Annotated in this window: 11 protein-coding genes; 2 read left to right on the top strand and 9 right to left on the bottom strand. The window is 65.1% G+C overall.

Features of this window, described 5'->3' with window-relative positions; genetic code table 11:
* Positions 1–15: 15 nt before the first annotated feature.
* From BMX85_RS14435 to BMX85_RS14460, 6 genes are all read right to left on the bottom strand, one after another.
* Positions 16–1,218 (bottom strand): ammonium transporter, encoded by a 1,203-nt coding sequence (locus BMX85_RS14435; RefSeq protein WP_090319120.1) that lies wholly within the window; start codon positions 1,216–1,218, stop codon positions 16–18.
* Between the two features lie 194 nt (positions 1,219–1,412).
* Entirely contained in the window at positions 1,413–3,917 is a 2,505-nt protein-coding gene (locus BMX85_RS14440; RefSeq protein ID WP_090319123.1) for a zinc-dependent metalloprotease, read from the bottom strand.
* Positions 3,914–6,139, bottom strand: coding sequence for a prolyl oligopeptidase family serine peptidase (locus BMX85_RS14445; protein ID WP_090319126.1), 2,226 nt, complete (start codon positions 6,137–6,139; stop codon positions 3,914–3,916). Before BMX85_RS14445 ends, BMX85_RS14440 begins: the two co-directional genes overlap by 4 nt.
* 89 nt (positions 6,140–6,228) lie before the next feature.
* Positions 6,229–7,311, bottom strand: coding sequence for a DUF5694 domain-containing protein (locus BMX85_RS14450; protein WP_090319129.1), 1,083 nt, complete (start codon positions 7,309–7,311; stop codon positions 6,229–6,231).
* Between the two features lie 124 nt (positions 7,312–7,435).
* The gene (locus tag BMX85_RS14455; protein WP_090319132.1) at positions 7,436–9,841 is read right to left on the bottom strand and encodes a putative bifunctional diguanylate cyclase/phosphodiesterase; all 2,406 of its coding nucleotides are present in this window, start codon (positions 9,839–9,841) and stop codon (positions 7,436–7,438) included.
* Between the two features lie 15 nt (positions 9,842–9,856).
* Entirely contained in the window at positions 9,857–10,477 is a 621-nt protein-coding gene (locus BMX85_RS14460) for a cupredoxin domain-containing protein (RefSeq protein ID WP_229210460.1), read from the bottom strand.
* A gap of 239 nt (positions 10,478–10,716) precedes the next feature.
* Between BMX85_RS14460 and BMX85_RS14465 the strand changes: the two genes are divergently transcribed.
* Positions 10,717–12,504, top strand: coding sequence for a GGDEF domain-containing protein (locus BMX85_RS14465; protein ID WP_090320092.1), 1,788 nt, complete (start codon positions 10,717–10,719; stop codon positions 12,502–12,504).
* A 14-nt stretch (positions 12,505–12,518) separates the two neighbouring features.
* Here the strand turns inward: BMX85_RS14465 and BMX85_RS14470 are convergent, their stop codons facing one another.
* The 3 genes from BMX85_RS14470 to BMX85_RS14480 form a co-directional block, all read right to left on the bottom strand.
* Positions 12,519–13,916 (bottom strand): tetratricopeptide repeat protein, encoded by a 1,398-nt coding sequence (locus BMX85_RS14470; RefSeq protein WP_090319138.1) that lies wholly within the window; start codon positions 13,914–13,916, stop codon positions 12,519–12,521.
* Positions 13,917–14,032: 116 nt separating this feature from the next.
* Positions 14,033–14,653, bottom strand: coding sequence for a 3'-5' exonuclease (locus BMX85_RS14475; RefSeq protein ID WP_090319141.1), 621 nt, complete (start codon positions 14,651–14,653; stop codon positions 14,033–14,035).
* A 21-nt stretch (positions 14,654–14,674) separates the two neighbouring features.
* Complete coding sequence (locus BMX85_RS14480; protein ID WP_090319143.1) at positions 14,675–15,925, bottom strand: Hsp70 family protein; 1,251 nt, start codon at positions 15,923–15,925, stop codon at positions 14,675–14,677.
* Positions 15,926–16,123: 198 nt separating this feature from the next.
* On the opposite strand from BMX85_RS14480, the gene BMX85_RS14485 reads away from it, so the two are divergent.
* Positions 16,124–17,260, top strand: a complete 1,137-nt coding sequence (locus BMX85_RS14485) for a LacI family DNA-binding transcriptional regulator (RefSeq protein WP_090320095.1) — start codon at positions 16,124–16,126, stop codon at positions 17,258–17,260.

The following is a 17,260-nucleotide window of genomic DNA, read 5'->3' on the forward strand; positions in this document are numbered from 1 at the left end:
GCGCAGGCTACGCCACTACCAGTTCGATTCGCGCTCCGGCGTGGAGCTGATGCGGTGGATCGCGAGGTCGGCGCCCTGGAACTCGTCTTCCGGATCGAGCCGCAGTCCCATCGTGGCCTTCAACACGCCATAGATCGCGAAGCCGCCCGCCAGCGCGATCGCCACGCCCAGCGCCGTCCCGGCCAACTGCGCGGCGAACGACACGCCGCCCATTCCGCCCAGCGCCTTCAATCCGAAAATCCCCGCCGCGATCCCGCCCCATGCGCCGCACAGGCCATGCAACGGCCACACGCCCAGCACATCGTCGATCTTCCACTTGTTCTGCGCCAGCGTAAACATCCCGACGAAGATGGCGCCGGCGATACCGCCGGTGACCAGCGCGCCCAGCGGATGCATCAGGTCCGATCCCGCGCACACCGCCACCAGCCCCGCCAGCGGCCCGTTATAGGCGAAACCGGGATCGTTTTTCCCCATCAGCAGCGCGACCAGCGTGCCGCCGACCATCGCCATCAGCGAGTTGACGGCCACCAGGCCGTTCATTTTGTCGAGCGATTGGGCGCTCATGACGTTGAAGCCGAACCAGCCCACTGTCAGAATCCACGCGCCCAGCGCCAGAAACGGAATCGACGACGGCGGATGCGCGGCGATCGCGCCGTTCTTCATATAGCGCCCGCGCCGCGCGCCCAGCAACAGCACCGCCGGCAACGCGATCCAGCCGCCCACCGCGTGCACCACCACCGAGCCGGCGAAGTCATGAAACTCGGCGCCTGAAGCCCGCAGCAGCCAGTCCTGGATGCCGAAGCGGCGGTTCCAGACTATCCCCTCGAAGAACGGATAGACCAAGCCGACCAGCAGCGCGGTGGCGATCAATTGTGGATGGAAGCGCGCCCGTTCGGCGATGCCGCCCGAGATGATGGCCGGGATGGCGGCCGCGAACGTCAGCAGGAAGAAGAATTTGACCAGCTCATAGCCATTTTTGGCCGCCAGCACGTCGGCCGGGGAGAAGAAATTGACGCCATACGCGATGCTGTAACCGACGAAGAAGTAGGCAATGGTGGATACCGCGAAATCCACCAGGATCTTGACCAGCGCGTTGACCTGGTTTTTCTTGCGCACGGTGCCCAGCTCGAGGAACGCGAAGCCGGCGTGCATCGCCAAAATCATGATGGCGCCTAGCAAGATGAACAATGCGTCGGCGCCGTCTTTGTGTAAACCCATCAAAATCACTCCCCAAAATAATGCATGATCTGAGAACCAATACGCATATAAGCAATATTTGTTCCAGATTGGTGCAAATTTTAAGTCTATGATTTAACTGTATTTTGTTTCGGCACTGCGCACGCACCATGGGCGTGCGCACCGAAAAATTGCATCATATTAGTGCGGGCGCGTCGCGCCGGTCGGTTCTAGTCCTAGATCGGCGCTCCCGGTGGAACCGCCGGAGCGGCGCGCAGTTTAACGCTGCGCGGGTCCTTCAGATAGGCGCTTACCAGTTCGGCCGCCTCCTTGCGGCTGGTGGCCGTTACGCCCTTGCCGGGATTTTTTTGCAGCCACTGCGCCAGCTCACGGACCGACTGCGTGACTTCGGCCGCGACGTTCGGATGCAGCTTGCCCCCATCCAGCAGATTCAATAATCCGTCGACGAGCACCCAGTTGGCCGCCAGCTGCACCGCCTCGCCGCCCACCACCGCCGCCGGCACCGGCTCGCGCTTCCACGTCTTTTGCAGCAGCAGCGACAGCACCTCCTGCACGCCGGGCTGCTGCGCGTCGCGCGCATGCTGCCACGCCAAGCGGTTGATGCGCGCCGCGTCCAGCAGGAAGCCGGCGGTTTGCGCGGCGCCCGCCTCGGCGATCGAGAAGGCGTCGAACACGGAACCCATGCGGGTGGCGAAGTATTCGCGGCCACGATCATGTCCCATCGCCGGTGGCGTCAGCACATCGAGCACGTTCGCCGGCAGCGCCAGGTATTCCGCCCGCAGGCTGTCCGCCAGCCGGTTCAACGCCAGGCGCTGGACCGGCGCCGGCGTGGCGTTGACGCCCGCCTTGCCGATACCGGCTTTGACGTCGCCGCTGGTCGTGTAATCGAAGTCGCCGCCGCCGATCAGACGCGCCAGCGCTTCGCCCTGGTAGCGTTGCAGCAGGTACACCGGCACCAGGCGCGCTTCGAGCTCGCCGATCTGGCGTGCGTCCGGCAGCACGTCCACCGAAAAGGTTTGCAGCGCGCGCTGGCGCACGGCGCCCAGCTGGTCCCAGGTCTTGATCGTATCGGGGCCGAAGTCCCATAGCAGTCCATCCGGGTGGCTGGCCCCCGGCGTGCGGTCATCCTGGTCGCTGGAATATAACAGGCCGGCGGCCCTGGCATCGGCGCGCAGCTTGGCCAGCGCGGCCTGCTCCTGAGCGCCGCCACCGAAATCGCCGTAGACGTAGTTGACGATGTAATCGTCCCAGGGTCCGACGCCGACGCCGTACGCGCCGGCCAGATCGACCTCGCCTTGTGCGTTGAGTTTCAGGATCGGATGCGGATAGTCCATGACCGAGCCGTTGCCATCGCCGGCGCGGCTGGCGGCGAAGTTGTGCGCGAAGCCCAGTGTGTGGCCGACTTCGTGCGCCGCCAACTGGCGCAGGCGCGCCAATGCCATCTCCTCGGCCAGCCGATGCTTGTCCGCCGGGGCGTTCTTTCCGTACGGGGCGAGCAGGCTTTCGGCGATCAGGATGTCCTGCCGCACGCGTTGCGATCCGAGCGTGACGGCGCCGCGTATGATCTCGCCGGTGCGCGGATCGGCCAGCGCGTTCCCGTAGGACCAGCCGCGCGTGGCGCGGTGCACCCAATGGATCACATTGTAGCGGATGTCCATGGCATCGACGCCTTCCGGCAGCAGCTCGACGCGGTAGGCATCCTTGAAGCCGGCCTTCTCGAAGGCGCTGGCCCACCACGAGGCGCCCTGCAGCAGCGCGCTGCGCACCGGCTCCGGCGCGCCACGGTCGACGTAGTACACGATCGGTTTCTTGACGGTGCTGACCGCCGCCAAGGGATCGGTCTTTTCCAGACGGTGCCGCACCTGCCAGTGCACGTCGATGCTGCTGGCGAGCGGCGTGGCGAAGTCGTAGTAGTTGACATCGAAGCCGCCGGAGAACGGATGATAGCTGCGCGGCCGCCAGCCCGCCTGCCGGTCGACGCGCGGCAGACGCACCATGCTGATACGCTGGCGCATCGACAGGCTGGCCGGATCGACGGCGACCTGCCGCACGTACTCCGCCTGCCCCGGACCGGCGAAGGTCAGCAGCGCTTCGAGTTCCACGTTATCGGGAAAGGATTTAGCCTGTTCGGCCAGCACCGCGCTGCGGGCCGGATCGACCTGATAGGCGCCTTGCCTGGCCGCCGCCAGCCGTCCGGCAACGCCATGACGGTCGGCCAGCAGGAAGCTGGAGAAGTCGACCAGATGCGCGCCGCCGTCGCTGGCGAGGATGTCGCCCGACCACAGCACGGCGTTGGCGAACGATTCCTTGACGGCCGCACGCTCGTCCTTGTCCGCCGACGCGGCGATGTAGGCCGTGTTGTCTTGGACCAGGAATAGTTTGGCGCCATGCTTCTCGAAACGGACCATGCGCATGTCGCCGGCCTGTCCGCGATCGAGGCCGACGTCGTTCGAACCCAACGCGTACGGCAGGGAACTGAGTAACAGGAACGGCTGCTCCAGCGACACCACCGACAGCAGCACCCTGCCCCTGGCCGCGTCGCGCCAGACGTCGATGAAGCCCGGCTGCGATTGCAGGCCGCGCGTGACCTCCGCCAGCGATTTGGCGGACGCCGGCGCTCCCGAAGAATTGTTCGTTTGCGCCAGCAGCGGCGCCACCGGCGCCGCGCCCAACATCAGGAGAGCGAGCAGCAGTGGCCCCGTGGCTGGCGCGGCCCTCATTGCTGGCCCGCCGCCTTGACCGCCGCCGGCGCCGGCGCGGCTTGCGCGCCAGTGGCTTGCACCACCGGCGTCGCGCCGTCCATCTGCAGCGCGCGGCTCAGGAAGCCCCAGCGATCCGCCACTTCCTCGATCTGCTTGGTGGTCGGCTTGCCGGCGCCGTGGCCGGCCTTGGTGTCGATGCGGATCAGGATCGGCGCCGCGCCCGCCTGGTCGGCCTGCGCGGTGGCGGCGAACTTGAAGCTGTGCGCCGGCACCACGCGGTCGTCATGGTCGGCGGTGGTGATCATCGTGGCCGGATAGCAGGTTCCCTTCTTCAGGTTGTGCAGCGGCGAATACTTGACCAGCGCCTTGAACTCGTCGGCGTTGTCGGACGAGCCGTAGTCCGAGGTCCACGCCCAGCCGATGGTGAATTTATGGAAGCGCAGCATATCGAGCACGCCCACCTGCGGGATCGCGGCGGCGAACAATTCGGGGCGCTGCGTCATCGCCGCGCCGACCAGCAGGCCGCCGTTGCTGCCCCCGCCGATGGCCAGTTTCGCCGGCGAGGTGACCTTGTGCGCGATCAGCCATTCGGCCGCGCCGATAAAGTCGTCGAACACGTTTTGCTTTTGCAGCTTGGTGCCCGCCTCGTGCCACGATTCGCCGTATTCGCCGCCACCGCGCAGATTGGCCATGACATACACGCCGCCCATCTCCAGCCATGCCAGGTTGGCGACCGAGAACGCCGGCGTCAGCGACACATTGAAGCCGCCGTAGCCATACAGGTAGGTCGGATTGCCGCCATCCAGCTTCACGCCCTTCCTGGCGACGATGAACATCGGCACCTTGGTGCCGTCTCGGCTGGTGAAAAACTCCTGGCGCGTCTCGAAACCGGCCGGATCGAAGTCGACCTTCGGCTGGCGGTACACGCTGCTCTTGTTGGCCTTCAGGTCGTAGCGATAGATCGTCGTCGGCGTGGTGAAGCTGGTGTAGGAATAGAAGGTCTCGGTGTCGGCGCGCTTGCCGCTAAAGCCGCCGGCGGTGCCGAGGCCCGGCAGCTCGATGTCGTGCAGCGGTTTGCCTTTGAGGTCGAACACCTTGACCAGGCTATGCGCGTCGCTCAGGTAGTCGACCAGCAGCTGGTGGTTGACGATCGACGCCGACACCAGCGTGTTGGAGCTCTCCGGCACGACCTGCTTCCAGTTCAGCACCGCGGGCTTGCGCGTGTCGATGCTGACGATGCGGCCGCGCGGCGCGTTGCGTTCGGTATGGAACCAGAACACCGGCCCCTCGTTGCCGACGAAGTTATAGACGGCGTCGAAGTCCTCCAGCAAGCCGACGACCTTGGAGTCCTTGCGGCTCAAGTCCTTGTAGAACACGCGGTTCTTGTTCTCGGTGCCCTGCGACGCCGTGATGATCAGGTAGCGGCCGTCCTGGGTCACGTCGGCGCTGAAGCCCCAGTCCTTGTGGTCGGGGCGGTCGTAGACCAGCGTATCGGCGCTCTGCGGCGTGCCCAGTTTGTGGAAGTACAGCTTCTGGAAGTAGTTGACGTCGGCCAGCTTGGTCGCTTCCTTCGGCTCGTCGTAGCGGCTGTAGAAGAAACCGGAGCCGTCGTGCAGCCACGCGGTGTTGGAGAACTTGACCCACTTGATATGGTCTTCGACGTCCTTGCCGCTGTCGATGTCGCGCACCTTGATCTCGTTCCAGTCCGAGCCCGATGCGGCGGTGCTGTAGGCGAGGTATTTACCGGTCGGGCTGACGGCCAGTCCGGCCAGGGCCACGGTGCCGTCGGCGGCCAGCGTGTTCGGATCGAGCAGCATGCGCGGCACGTCGGCCAGCGTTTTCATCGTGTAGAGCACCGACTGGTTCTGCAGGCCGTCGTTACGGCTGTAGAAATAGCGACCGCCTTCCTTGAACGGGACGCTGAAGCGCTCGAAGTTCCACAGCTTGGTCAGACGCGTCTTGATCGCCTCGCGGCCGGGGATCTGCGACAGATAGCCTTGCGTGAGCTTGTTCTGGGCGTCGACCCAATCCTTGGTGTCGGCGCTGTTGGCGTCCTCCAGCCAGCGGTACGGATCGGCCACTTTAACGCCGTGGTAGTCGTCGGTCTGGTCGACCGTGCGGGTGGCCGGATAAGTCAGCGCGGCGCCGGCGTTGGTGCCTGGATTTGCGCAGGTCTGCGCCATGGCGCCTTGCGACAGCAGCACGGCGGCCGCCAGCGCGGCGCGTTTGAATTGCTTCATGCGTGGTTCCAGTAATCGTAAAATGATATATCGATGATAGCGTGCCTTGTAACAAATAAGCAACGCTAGGCGAGCGATCTGCTCGTGTTTTATTCGGCGCGCAGCACGCGGTCCGTGGAGACGATGCGCACGTCGTGCATCTGGTCGAGGTAGGCCTCCAGATACGCTTTATGGGAGGCGCCGACGATCACCAGCACGCGCATGCCTGGCCGCGCGGTCATCACGTCGCGGATGTTGGAGGCCATCCGCAGATTGCGCGTCTCCCAATAACCGACGTAGCCCCGCCCGAAATGCTGCGGCGACGGTTCCTCCAATGCCGCGCCGAAGTCGCTGCGGAAGGTCTGCTCGGCCGCGCCGGCGTCGTTATACGCGCGGTACATCGCCACCACGCCGGCCGGTGTACCGAGACGGCTCTCCACTTCCTCCGATTGCCGCGTGCGCGCGGCGGTGTATGGATTGTCCCAGGCCTTTCCGATGGCGGCGGCGTAGGCGTTCATATCGCCGTCGGGCGATGCCGCCGTTTGGTCGTCGATCGGATAGACCCGATCGTGTCCGCCGCGCGCGGCCAGCGCCGCGCCGATCTGGTAGCTTTCGTCGCGCCGCTGCGCAAATGTGTTCAACAGCCCCACCAGGCTGTCCGGCAGGCCGTCAGCGGCGCGCCGTTCGCCGGCCGGCAACCGCAGCCACTGCACCACGGCGGAAGCGCGCTCGCCGGCCGCCAGGAACAGCGCCGCCAGCTTGCGGCGTTCGGCCGGCGATGGCGCTACCGGCCAGGCGGCCAGCAGGCGTTCGACCTGCGCGTTCGCCTCCGGCACATCGAGCCCGGTCGCCGCCTTGGCAACGGCCGGGTCCCAGCAATAGCTCTTGGTGGTATCGGCATAGCGCTGCGGATAGCCGCGCATGAACGCGCAGCGCAGTCCGGACATCTCTTCGATGGCGATGGCCTGCGGCTGCCACTCCGCCAACCGCTCGTTCAGCAGGCTCAGTTTGGCGAGATCGAAGGACTTCGACATCTGCGACAGGTGCGGTGAGCCAAGCACCATCAGCTGGTTGGCCTGGCCGTTTTGCAGTTTGTGGGCGCCCGGCGCGAACGGCGGCGTCGGCGCCTCGGCGGCGTAGGCGCAGAGATGGCAGACGGCCGTGACGAAGATGGCGGCAAATAAGCGATGCATACGTGCTCCTGAAATGGGGTTTCAGCAGTGTAGGCGAGAGGCGGCCGCCAATGGATAGGCTTGCGACGTACGGCGAAATCGCTTGCATGAAATGCAAATATCGGCGACGGGCCGACGACCCGGTTTACACGAAGATGTGGTTCGGGGCGGTCGAGACGGACGGCGCCTGCCACTTCTCCAGCCAGGCGATCAACTGGTCGCCCGGGATCGGACGGCTCATGAAGTAGCCCTGGCCCTGGTCGCACCCGAGGCCGGCCAGCAGGCGCCATACGGCCTCGCTCTCGATGCCCTCGGCGACCACGCGCAGGCCCATGTTGTGACCCAGGTCGATGGTCGAACGCACGATCTTGGTGTCGCCGTCATCGTGCTCCATATTGAGCACGAAGGACTTGTCGATCTTGAGCTCATTGACCGGCAACCGTTTCAGGTAGGCCAGCGACGAATAGCCGGTGCCGAAATCGTCGATCGACAGATCGAAGCCCATGGCGCTGAGGCGTTCCAGCGTGGTTTGCGCTCGCACCGGATCGTCCATGATCGCGCTCTCGGTGATCTCCAGGCAGAACGAACCCGGGGACAGTTTGTGTCGCACCAGCAGGTCGGCGAATTTGGCCGGCAGGTCCTGGTCCAGCAGGTCGCGCGTGGACAGGTTGACCGATATCTTCAGATGATGGCCCTTGGCCGCCAGCTCCTGGCACAGTTCCGCCGAGCGCTCCATCACCCAGCGCGTCAGCACGCGGATAAACCCGGTCTGCTCGGCGAACGGAATGAACTGGTCCGGGAACACGTTGCCGCGCTCCGGATGCACCCAGCGCACCAGCGCCTCCATGCCGACCACCTTGCCGGTATCGAGCATGATCTTCGGCTGCACGTGCAGGCGGAACTCATTGCGCTCGATGGCGTTGCGCAGCTCCGTCAGCAGCGACAGGCTCTTTTCGCTGGACTTGTCCATCGCCGCGTCATAGACCACGGCGCCGTCGTTGCGCTGCTTGGCCGCGTACATCGCCACCTCGGCCATGCTGAGCAGGGCCTCGCCGTCGCTGCCATGCATCGGATAACCGGCGATCCCCAGCCCGGCGCCGATGTCGACCATCTGCTCCTCCAGCGACAGCGGCGTCTCCAGCGCCTGCAGGATTTCGGCCGCCATGCGCTGCGCCGCGTCGACGTCCGACGCCGGCAGCAGCACCGCGAATTCGTCGCCGCCCAGCCGCGCCACCTGCGCCGACGACTGCCGCCGGTTGGCCAGCAGCAGTTGCAAGCGGCCGGCCACCTGACGCAGCAGCGCGTCGCCGAAGCTGTGGCCCATGACGTCGTTGACGTGCTTGAAGCGGTCCAGGTCCATCATCAGCACGAACACGGCTTCCTCGCGTTTGCGGGCGTCCTCCATCGCATCGTTCAGCAGCAGCAGGAACTGGGCGCGGTTGGGCAGGTTGGTCAGCGTGTCCCAATACGCCAGGCGGCGGATTTCCTGTTCGCGCTTGGCGATCCCCTCGCGCATCGAATCGAAGGCCTGCGCCAGCGCGCCGATTTCGTCTTCGCGGCTGGTGTCGATCTGGCCTTTGTAATCGCCGCGCTCCAGGCGTTTGGCGGTGTCGGCCAGTTCGCTGATCGGCTGGGCGATGCGCTTGGCGGTGAAGATGATGGCCAGCGCCGAGATGGCGATGCCGCCGGCGGTGAGGAAGATCAGCCAGCGTTCCAGGCGCGCGTATTCGGCGGTGGCCTCGTCGATCGAGCGCGCCAGCAGAACGCTGGCGGTCTGGCCGTTGTCCTGGCCGATCGACATCAGGCGCGCGCTATAGCGGCCGGTTTCCACCTCGATGTCGAACGGTCCGGCGGGCGCCGCCGGCAAGGCCTGCAGCTGGTCGACCACCGCCTGCGCCGAGGCGCCGACGTAGGTGGAGCCGGCCGACATCCATTTGCCCCGCGGGTCGCGCGTCAGCACGGTGGTGTGCAGCGAACTGACCTCGCGCATTTCGCTGGCCAGCTGGCGGTCGATCGGGAACGTCATCACGATCCATCCGATGGTGACCGGCGCCTTGACCGGCATGACGACGATCTGGTACGGGCGGCCCTCGATGATGGCGATGCCGTTGGCGCCATCGGCCGCCTCGGCCGCGTCGAGCATGCTGACGGCCATTTTCTCCAGGCCGGCGCCCTGGCTGGTGTTGGTCGATACGCTGATCTTGCGCTCGGCGTCGATCAGCATCGTCAGCGACGCCTTGATGCGGCGCCCGCTGTTGGCCAGCGCCGATTCGATGGTGGCGCGGTCGCCTTCGTCGTTGTTGCCGATGGCGGCCAGGAAGGCGGTGTCGCGCGCCAGCAGGCGTGCGCCGAAGCGCAGGCTCTGGGCGTTTTGATCGAGCAGGCGGCGGAACACCTTGGCGCCGTTATTGAGTTCCCCGCCGATGGCCAGGCGCGCGTTGTTGTCGATGCCGCGCTGGATCACCACCAGCCCGACCAATTGCACGGCGACGATCAGTACCAGGAACAGCGCGACGATCCGGCTTTCCAGGCTGCGAAAACGCATACGCATGCTCGTGGCGATCCTTTAATTAGGCGACGACGACGCGTCGGCTGGCGCCGCGGGCTTCATCGGCAGTTTGAAGGTGGCCGTCGACGGCGCGTCGCCCGCCTTCACCGTCAACACCTGCTCGGGCGTGGCGCCGCCGGCGGTGTTGTAGTGCCAGGCCTTGACCACGTACTTGCCGCCGGCCGGCAGCGCGATGCGCGCCGCGCCCGTGGCGTCGGTCTTGGCGAAGTACGGCGTGTCGACGATCTTGACGTAGGCGAGCATCTTGTCGTGGATGTTACAGCCCAGTACCACGGTGCCGGCCTTGTCGAACACCTGCGGCGCGGCCGACTCGCCCGAGTACAGCTTTTGGTCAAATTTGTGCGCGGCCGAGAACGAATAAATGTGGTGGCGGACCTTGTCGTTATTCGGGAAGAACACCTTGCTGCCGGTCTGGACGACCGTGACCAGCGGCATGAACTTCAAGCCCTTCTGCTCGATCTGTCCGTTGGCGGACGCCTTGGCGGCGGCCGGCGCCGTTTCGGCCTCGACATAGACCACCGTATCGGCTAGCGGATTGCCAGCCGCGTCCTGCACCTGCACGGCGACGCCCGTCGCGCCCGCCGAGGCGGCGCTCAAGAACATCAGACTGAAAGGCATGCGACGGCGGTTGAAGCTATACATGATGGGCCCGGGAAAGCACGTGGTCTGACTATTGTAGCGCGACAACAATGTGACATGGAAATACTTATTGCGTTACAGGACGAATTTCATGATGCCGTCACAAATACTTCATAGAATCGTACAGTTAAACCCACATTTCGCAAGCGCTAATCGTGAAAACCGCCAGCAAAACGCTGCACCGTAGCAACGCCGCACCCGCCGCGGTGACCTATATCATGCCCGAACTCGAGGACGAGGAGGCTGTGTTGCGCGCCCATTTGTACGACATCCTGGCGCGCCGCCAGCTCAGCGCCCTGTTCCAGCCGATCGTCAATCTGCAAAACGGCGACATCATCGCCTACGAGGGCTTGATACGCGGGCCGTCCGACAGTCCCCTGCATTCGCCGATGAACCTGTTCAAGGTGGCGCGCGCCAGCGGGTTGACGGTGCAGGTCGAACACCTGTGCCGGCAGGTGATCCTGGAGCGCTTCGCCGAGCTGGCACTGCCGGGCAAACTGTTCCTCAACGTCAGCCCGGAATGCCTGCTGCAGCGCGACGCGCGCCACGGCGAGACGCTGGAGTACATCCACCAGATCGGCATCAACCCGGACCGCGTCATCATCGAACTGACCGAGAACCAGCCAACCTACGACTATGAGCTGATGCGCGAGGCGGTGCGGCACTACCGCGCGATGGGCTTCCAGATCGCCATCGACGATCTGGGCGAAGGGTTTTCCAGCCTGCGCCTGTGGTCGGAGCTGCGGCCGGAGTATGTGAAGATCGACATGCATTTCATCCAGGGTATCAACAACGACCCGGTCAAGCTGCAATTCGTCCGTTCGATCCAGGAGATCGCCGAAAAATCGAACACGCTGGTCATCGCCGAAGGCATAGAAACCCAGGCCGAGCTGCTGGTGATCCGCGATGTCGGCGTCGCCAACGGCCAGGGCTATCATCTGGGCAGGCCCCACCCGCAGCCGGCGCGCGCGGCCCCGGCCGAAGTGGTCAAGGCGCTGGCGCGCACCGGCGTCGCCGTGTATCCGCAGCGCGGCGCGGAAAAGAACGCCGCCACCATCCTCAAACTGCTCAACCAGGTGCGCACCGTCGCGTCGAGCATGACCAACAACGAGGTCTACGAGATCTTCTCGAAGGAACCGAAGCTGCTGATCATTCCGGTGGTCGACGGCGACCAGCCGCTCGGCCTGATCAGCCGTTTCGAGATGATCGACCACTTCGCCCGCCCCTACCAGCGCGAGTTGTACGGCAAGAAGTCATGCAGGCAATTCATGGACGCCACTTCCTTGATCGCCGAGCAGGACACGACGTTGCAGGAACTGAGTTACCGCATGGTGCAGGCCGACGCCCACCACCTGTTCAACGGCTTCATCATCACCGACCGGGGCCGCTATCTGGGCCTGGGCACCGGCCACGAGCTGATGCGCGAGATCACGCAAATGCAGATCAACGCGGCGCGCTACGCCAACCCGCTGACGCAGCTGCCGGGCAACGTGCCGATCAACGAGCACATCGACCGGCTGCTCGAGAGCGACACGCGTTTCTGGGCGTGCTACGTCGATTTGGACCATTTCAAACCGTTCAACGACGTCTACGGCTACCGCCGGGGCGACGACGTCATCCAGTTGACCGGCAACCTGCTCAGCGAGCGCTGCGACGCCAACCGCGATTTCGTCGGCCATATCGGCGGCGACGATTTCATGGTGCTGTTCCAAAGCGAGGATTGGGAGGCGAGGTGCGAAGGCATCCTGGCCGATTTCGAGCGGAGCGTGCAGGAGTTCTACAGCGTCGAGGACCGCGAGCGCGGCGGCTATCTGAGCGAGGACCGGCAGGGCAAGAAAGTGTTTTACTCGTTGATGAGCCTGTCAATCGGCGTGATCCGCGTCGACCCGCGCCAATATTACACGCACCACCAGATCGCCACGGCGGCGGCCGAATCGAAGCGCCAGGCCAAGAAAATCCACGGCAACAGCCTGTTCCTCGACCGCCGCCAGCATCCGCAGGGTTAGACAAAAGCGCGACATCACCGCGGTCGCTCGCGCAGCGGCACCGCCCTGCGGTGCTGCGCGCGCCAGCGGCGCACCAGTTCCTGCGCCTCGGCGATCGCTTCCGGCGTCATGTCGAGCGCCACCTTCTTGCGGTTGCTGGCGGCCGCGACATCGCCGGCGTCGGCCGCCAACGTCAGCCACATGAACGAGCGCAATTCGTCGCGCTTGACGCCGCGCCCGCTGCCAAACATGCCGCCCAGGTTGAACTGCGCCAAGGCGTGGCCCTGCTCGGCCGCCTTGCCGTACCATTTGACCGCTTGCAAGTCGTCCTGCGCCACGCCCAAGCCATTGGCGTACATCACGCCCAGGTTGTTCTGCGCGCTGGCGTCGCCCTGGTCGGCGGCGCTGCGATACCAGGCCACGGCGCGCGCCTCGTCCTTGGCCACGCCGTGGCCGTTGGCGTACATCACGCCGACGTTGAACTGCGCGTTCGGCGCCCCCTGCTCGGCCGCCATCCGGTACCATTCCAGCGCGCGCTGCTCGTCGCGGCCGACGCCGCGTCCGCGCGCGTACATGCCGCCCAGGTTGTACTGCGCCAGCACATGGCCGGACTCGGCCGCGCGCCGGTACCACGAAAAGGCCAGCTCGTCGTCGCGGTCGACGCCCTTGCCGTTGGCCAGCATGATGCCGAGGTTGAACTGGGCGTCGGCGTCGTCCTGCTCGGCCGCGCGCGACAACCACGCGTAGGCCCGCAACTGGTCGGCCGGCACGCCCAGGCCTTCCGAATACGCGACCCCGACCAGGCGCTGGGCCACCGCGTCGCCCTGGGCGGCGGCCTGACGGAACCACGCCAGCGCCTGCGCATCGCTGCGCGTGACGCCGTGGCCATGCTTGTACATCAGGCCGAGGTTGAGTTGGGCGTTGGCATCGTTTTGCAACGCGGCCTTGCGGAACCATGCCAACGCCAACGTATAGTTGCGGCGCACGCCGGTGCCGTGCACATAGGCCTCGCCCAGCAAGGTTTGCGCGCTGGCGATGCCCTGCTCGGAGGCGCGGTAGAACCAGGACAGCGCGATCTCGTCGCTGCGCGCGACGCCGCGTCCCTTTCTATACATTTGCCCGAGATTTTGCTGCGCCGAGGCGTCGCCCTGCTGGGCGGCGGCACGAAACCAGCGCACCGCCTCCTTGTCGTTGTTGGCGACACCCCGGCCGTTGTAATACATCGCGCCGAGATGGTTCTGGGCGAACGCCAGCCCCTGCTCCGCAGCCTTGTGCATCCAATGGAAGGCCCGGGTGTCGTCCCGCGCCACCCCCTGGCCTTTTTTATAGACCATCGCAAGGTTGAATTGCGCGTAGGGATTGCCCCGCTCGGCCGCCTCCTTGTACCACACATAACTGTCGTAGCCATCTCTGGCGGAGCTCTGGTTTTTCATCGCGCACCCCTTGCCAACACTGCAACTATGTTGACTAAAGTGTAAGCCCGATAGTGACTTCAGATTTGAGCGTCATCAAAGGAGTGATGATGAAATGCTATCGTTTAAGCCTAAACTTACGGAGGGGACTGTTTTTGCAGGAATTGGTGCACTTTGGCGGCCGCCAGCTTGTTTACCGACACCAGCAGAGCGGGATCGACGCCGGCGATGCCATAGGTCGAACCGATGTGTTTACCGATGTGTATCAGCACTTCGGCCGCCACTTCGGCATCGGACTCGGCGCGGTGGGCCGCGCTTTTGAAGCGGATGCCCAGCTGGCCCGACAAATTGCCGAGCTTGTAGCTGGCCAGATTCGGAAACACCCGACGCGACAATTTGAGCGAGCACACCAGCGCCTGGTGGCCCGGCGTCAGGTTGAGCCGGGCCGCTTCGGCGAGCAGGAACTTTTCGTCGAAACTGGCGTTGTGGGCCGACAGCGCGTCGCCGCCGATGAAATCGAGCAGGTCGGGCACCACGCGCGAGACCGGCGGCGCGTTGTCGACCATGGCCTGGGTGATGCCGGTCAGGCCGGTGATGAACGATGGAATGCGCACATCGCAGTTAATCAGGGACACGTAGCGCTCGACGATGCGTCCGCCGACGATGCGCAACGCCGCCACCTCGGTGATGCGGTCGCCCATCGCGGGCGACAGGCCGGTGGTCTCGAAGTCGAGCATGACGATGGATTTTTCGAGCATTTACGTCCCTGTTAAGTAGTGTTAGCCGAATTTGCGCACCGCGTCGAGCGCCAGCCCGGCGCCGATGCTGCCGAACAGGTCGCCTTCGACCTTGCGCGCGGCCGGCACCAGCGCGCCGATGCGCTCGCGCAGCATGCGCACGCCGCTCGAACCGCCGGTGAAGAATACCGTATCGACGTCGGCGGGGCCGACGCCGGCGTCGCGCAGCAGGCTCAGCACCGTATTTTCGACCGAGCCGACCAGATGGTCGATCGAGGCGTCGAACTGGTCGCGGTCGAGCTCCAGGCTCACCGCCGGCGACAAACGGTCCAGCTCGAGCCGCACCTTGACGTCGTCGGACAGCGCGATCTTGCCCTCTTCCACCTTCATCGCCAGCCAATGGCCGGCGCGTTCGTCGATCAGGCGTTGCAGGCGGCCAAGCTTTTCCTGCTCGGCCGAATCGCGCAGCAAGTCAGACAGCTGGGTCCACATCTTCTTGGTGTAGGCCTGGTTGATGGTGTGCCAGGTTGCCAGGTTGAAGAAGTAGCTCGACGGCACTTCGCTGTTGTTGCGCAGCCGGCTGCCGTAGCCCAGCAACGGCATCACCGAGGACAGGCTCAGGTATTTATCGAAGTCGGTACCGCCGATGTGCACGCCGCCGTTGGCCAGGATGTCGTCGCGCCGCTCGCTCTTTTTGGCGCGCTCGGGCGACAGGCGCACCAGCGAAAAGTCCGACGTGCCGCCGCCGATGTCGGCTATCAGCACCAGTTCCTCGCGGTCGATCTGCGACTCGTAGTCGAACGCGGCCGCGATCGGCTCGAACTGGAAGGCGATATCCTTGAAGCCGACGGAACGGGCGACCTCGGCCAGCGTATCCTCGGCCAGTTGGTCGTTCACCTTGCTGTCGTCGATGAAATGCACCGGCCGGCCGAACACTGCCGACGTGAATTCGCGCCCGGCCGACTGCTCGGCGCGGTGCTTGACCTCGCCGATGAACTGGGCCAGCAACATGCGGAACGGCAGCGCGCGGCCGCCCACCTCGGTCTGACCGTCGATCAGACTGGTCCCGAGCAAACTCTTCAGTGAGCGCATCAAGCGCCCCTCGTAGCCGGCCAGATATTCGGCCAGCGCCGCACGTCCAAAGGTGACCTGCTCGTCTTCCGCGTTGAAGAAAACGACCGACGGCAAGGTGGTCTTGCCGTCCTCAAGTCCCAGCATCACGGGCTGGCCGGGACGCACCCAGCCGACCGTGGAATTTGACGTGCCGAAATCGACGCCGCAAGCATTGGCCATGTCGACCCTTCACACGTAATAAAGGGGCGTTATGCTATCAGAAAAACGTCCTCATCAGGGAAAATTGCTGTGCCACCACACCGCATACGTAATTTCCACATGGAAATACGATAATTGTTGCCCTAGAGTAAGCTTTTGTTTATCCTCGGCATGACCGCCATGGGACACAGCCCGGGTCCCCACGACGATAACGAGACAATGACGACATCCAAGCCGACAGTTGAGATCAGCGCCACCGAACACAGAGCCATCATCGCCCGCGAAGCCCGCCGCGTCACCTCGTACGACGTGGCGATCGTCGCCGGGGTCTCGCAATCGGCCGTCTCGCGCTGCTTCAAGCCCGGCGCCAGCGTTTCCAAGGCCACTTACGCGCGCGTCATGAAGGCGGCCTCGCTGCTCGACTACATCCCCAACGCCGCCGCCCGCAGCCTGATCACGCGCCGCTCCAACATGGTCGCGGTGATCATCACCAACCAGGCCAACCTGTACTATCCGGAACTGCTTGCCGAGCTGAGCCAGCAAATCACCGCGCGCGGCAAGCGCGTGCTGCTGTTCACCCTGGCGCGCGAGACCGATGTCGACCGCGTGCTGACCGACGTCTGGCAATTCCAGGTCGACGGCGTGATCGCCGCCGCCCGCCTCAGCGACGAGCATATCGCCGAATTCGAACGCCGCCACATGCCGCTGGTGCTGTTCAACCGCGCCCTGCGCCACCGGGTCGTCAACACCGTCACCTGCGACCACCTGGAGGCCGGCCGCACGCTGGTCTCGCGCCTGGCCGCCGCCGGCCACCGCCGCTTCGGCATCATCGCCGGCACCGAGGACTCCTCGGTCGCCAACGAGCGCCGCCGCGGCGCCTGCGAGCGCCTGGCCGAACTGGGCTTGCCGCCGCCGGTGGTGGTGCCGGGCCAATCGGACTACCGCAGCGGCGGCGCCGGCCTCAAGGCCATCATCGCGCAAATGGGCGACGTGCCCGACGCGATCATCTGCGGCAGCGACGTGATGGCCATCGGCTGCCTCGATTGCGCCCGGCATGAACTGGGCATCGACGTGCCGGGCCAGCTGTCGGTGGCCGGCTTCGACGCCGTCGAACCATCCAACTGGTTGAGCTACAACCTGACCACGTTGCGCCAGCCGATGCCCAAAATGGCCGCGTCGGCGGCCGACCTGCTGTGCGCCGTCATCGACGGCCACGAACATGGTTCCGATGCGCAGCCGCAGCGGCGCGTCTTCAATGCCCAGTTCATCGAGGGCGCGACGGCAAGGTTGACGCCGGCGCCGGCGCGCGCCGGCACATCGGGGACCGGCGTGCGCACGCCGGTCGCTATAATGTAG

Source organism: Duganella sp. CF517, from assembly GCF_900110275.1.
Classification (GTDB): Bacteria; Pseudomonadota; Gammaproteobacteria; order Burkholderiales; family Burkholderiaceae_D; genus Rugamonas.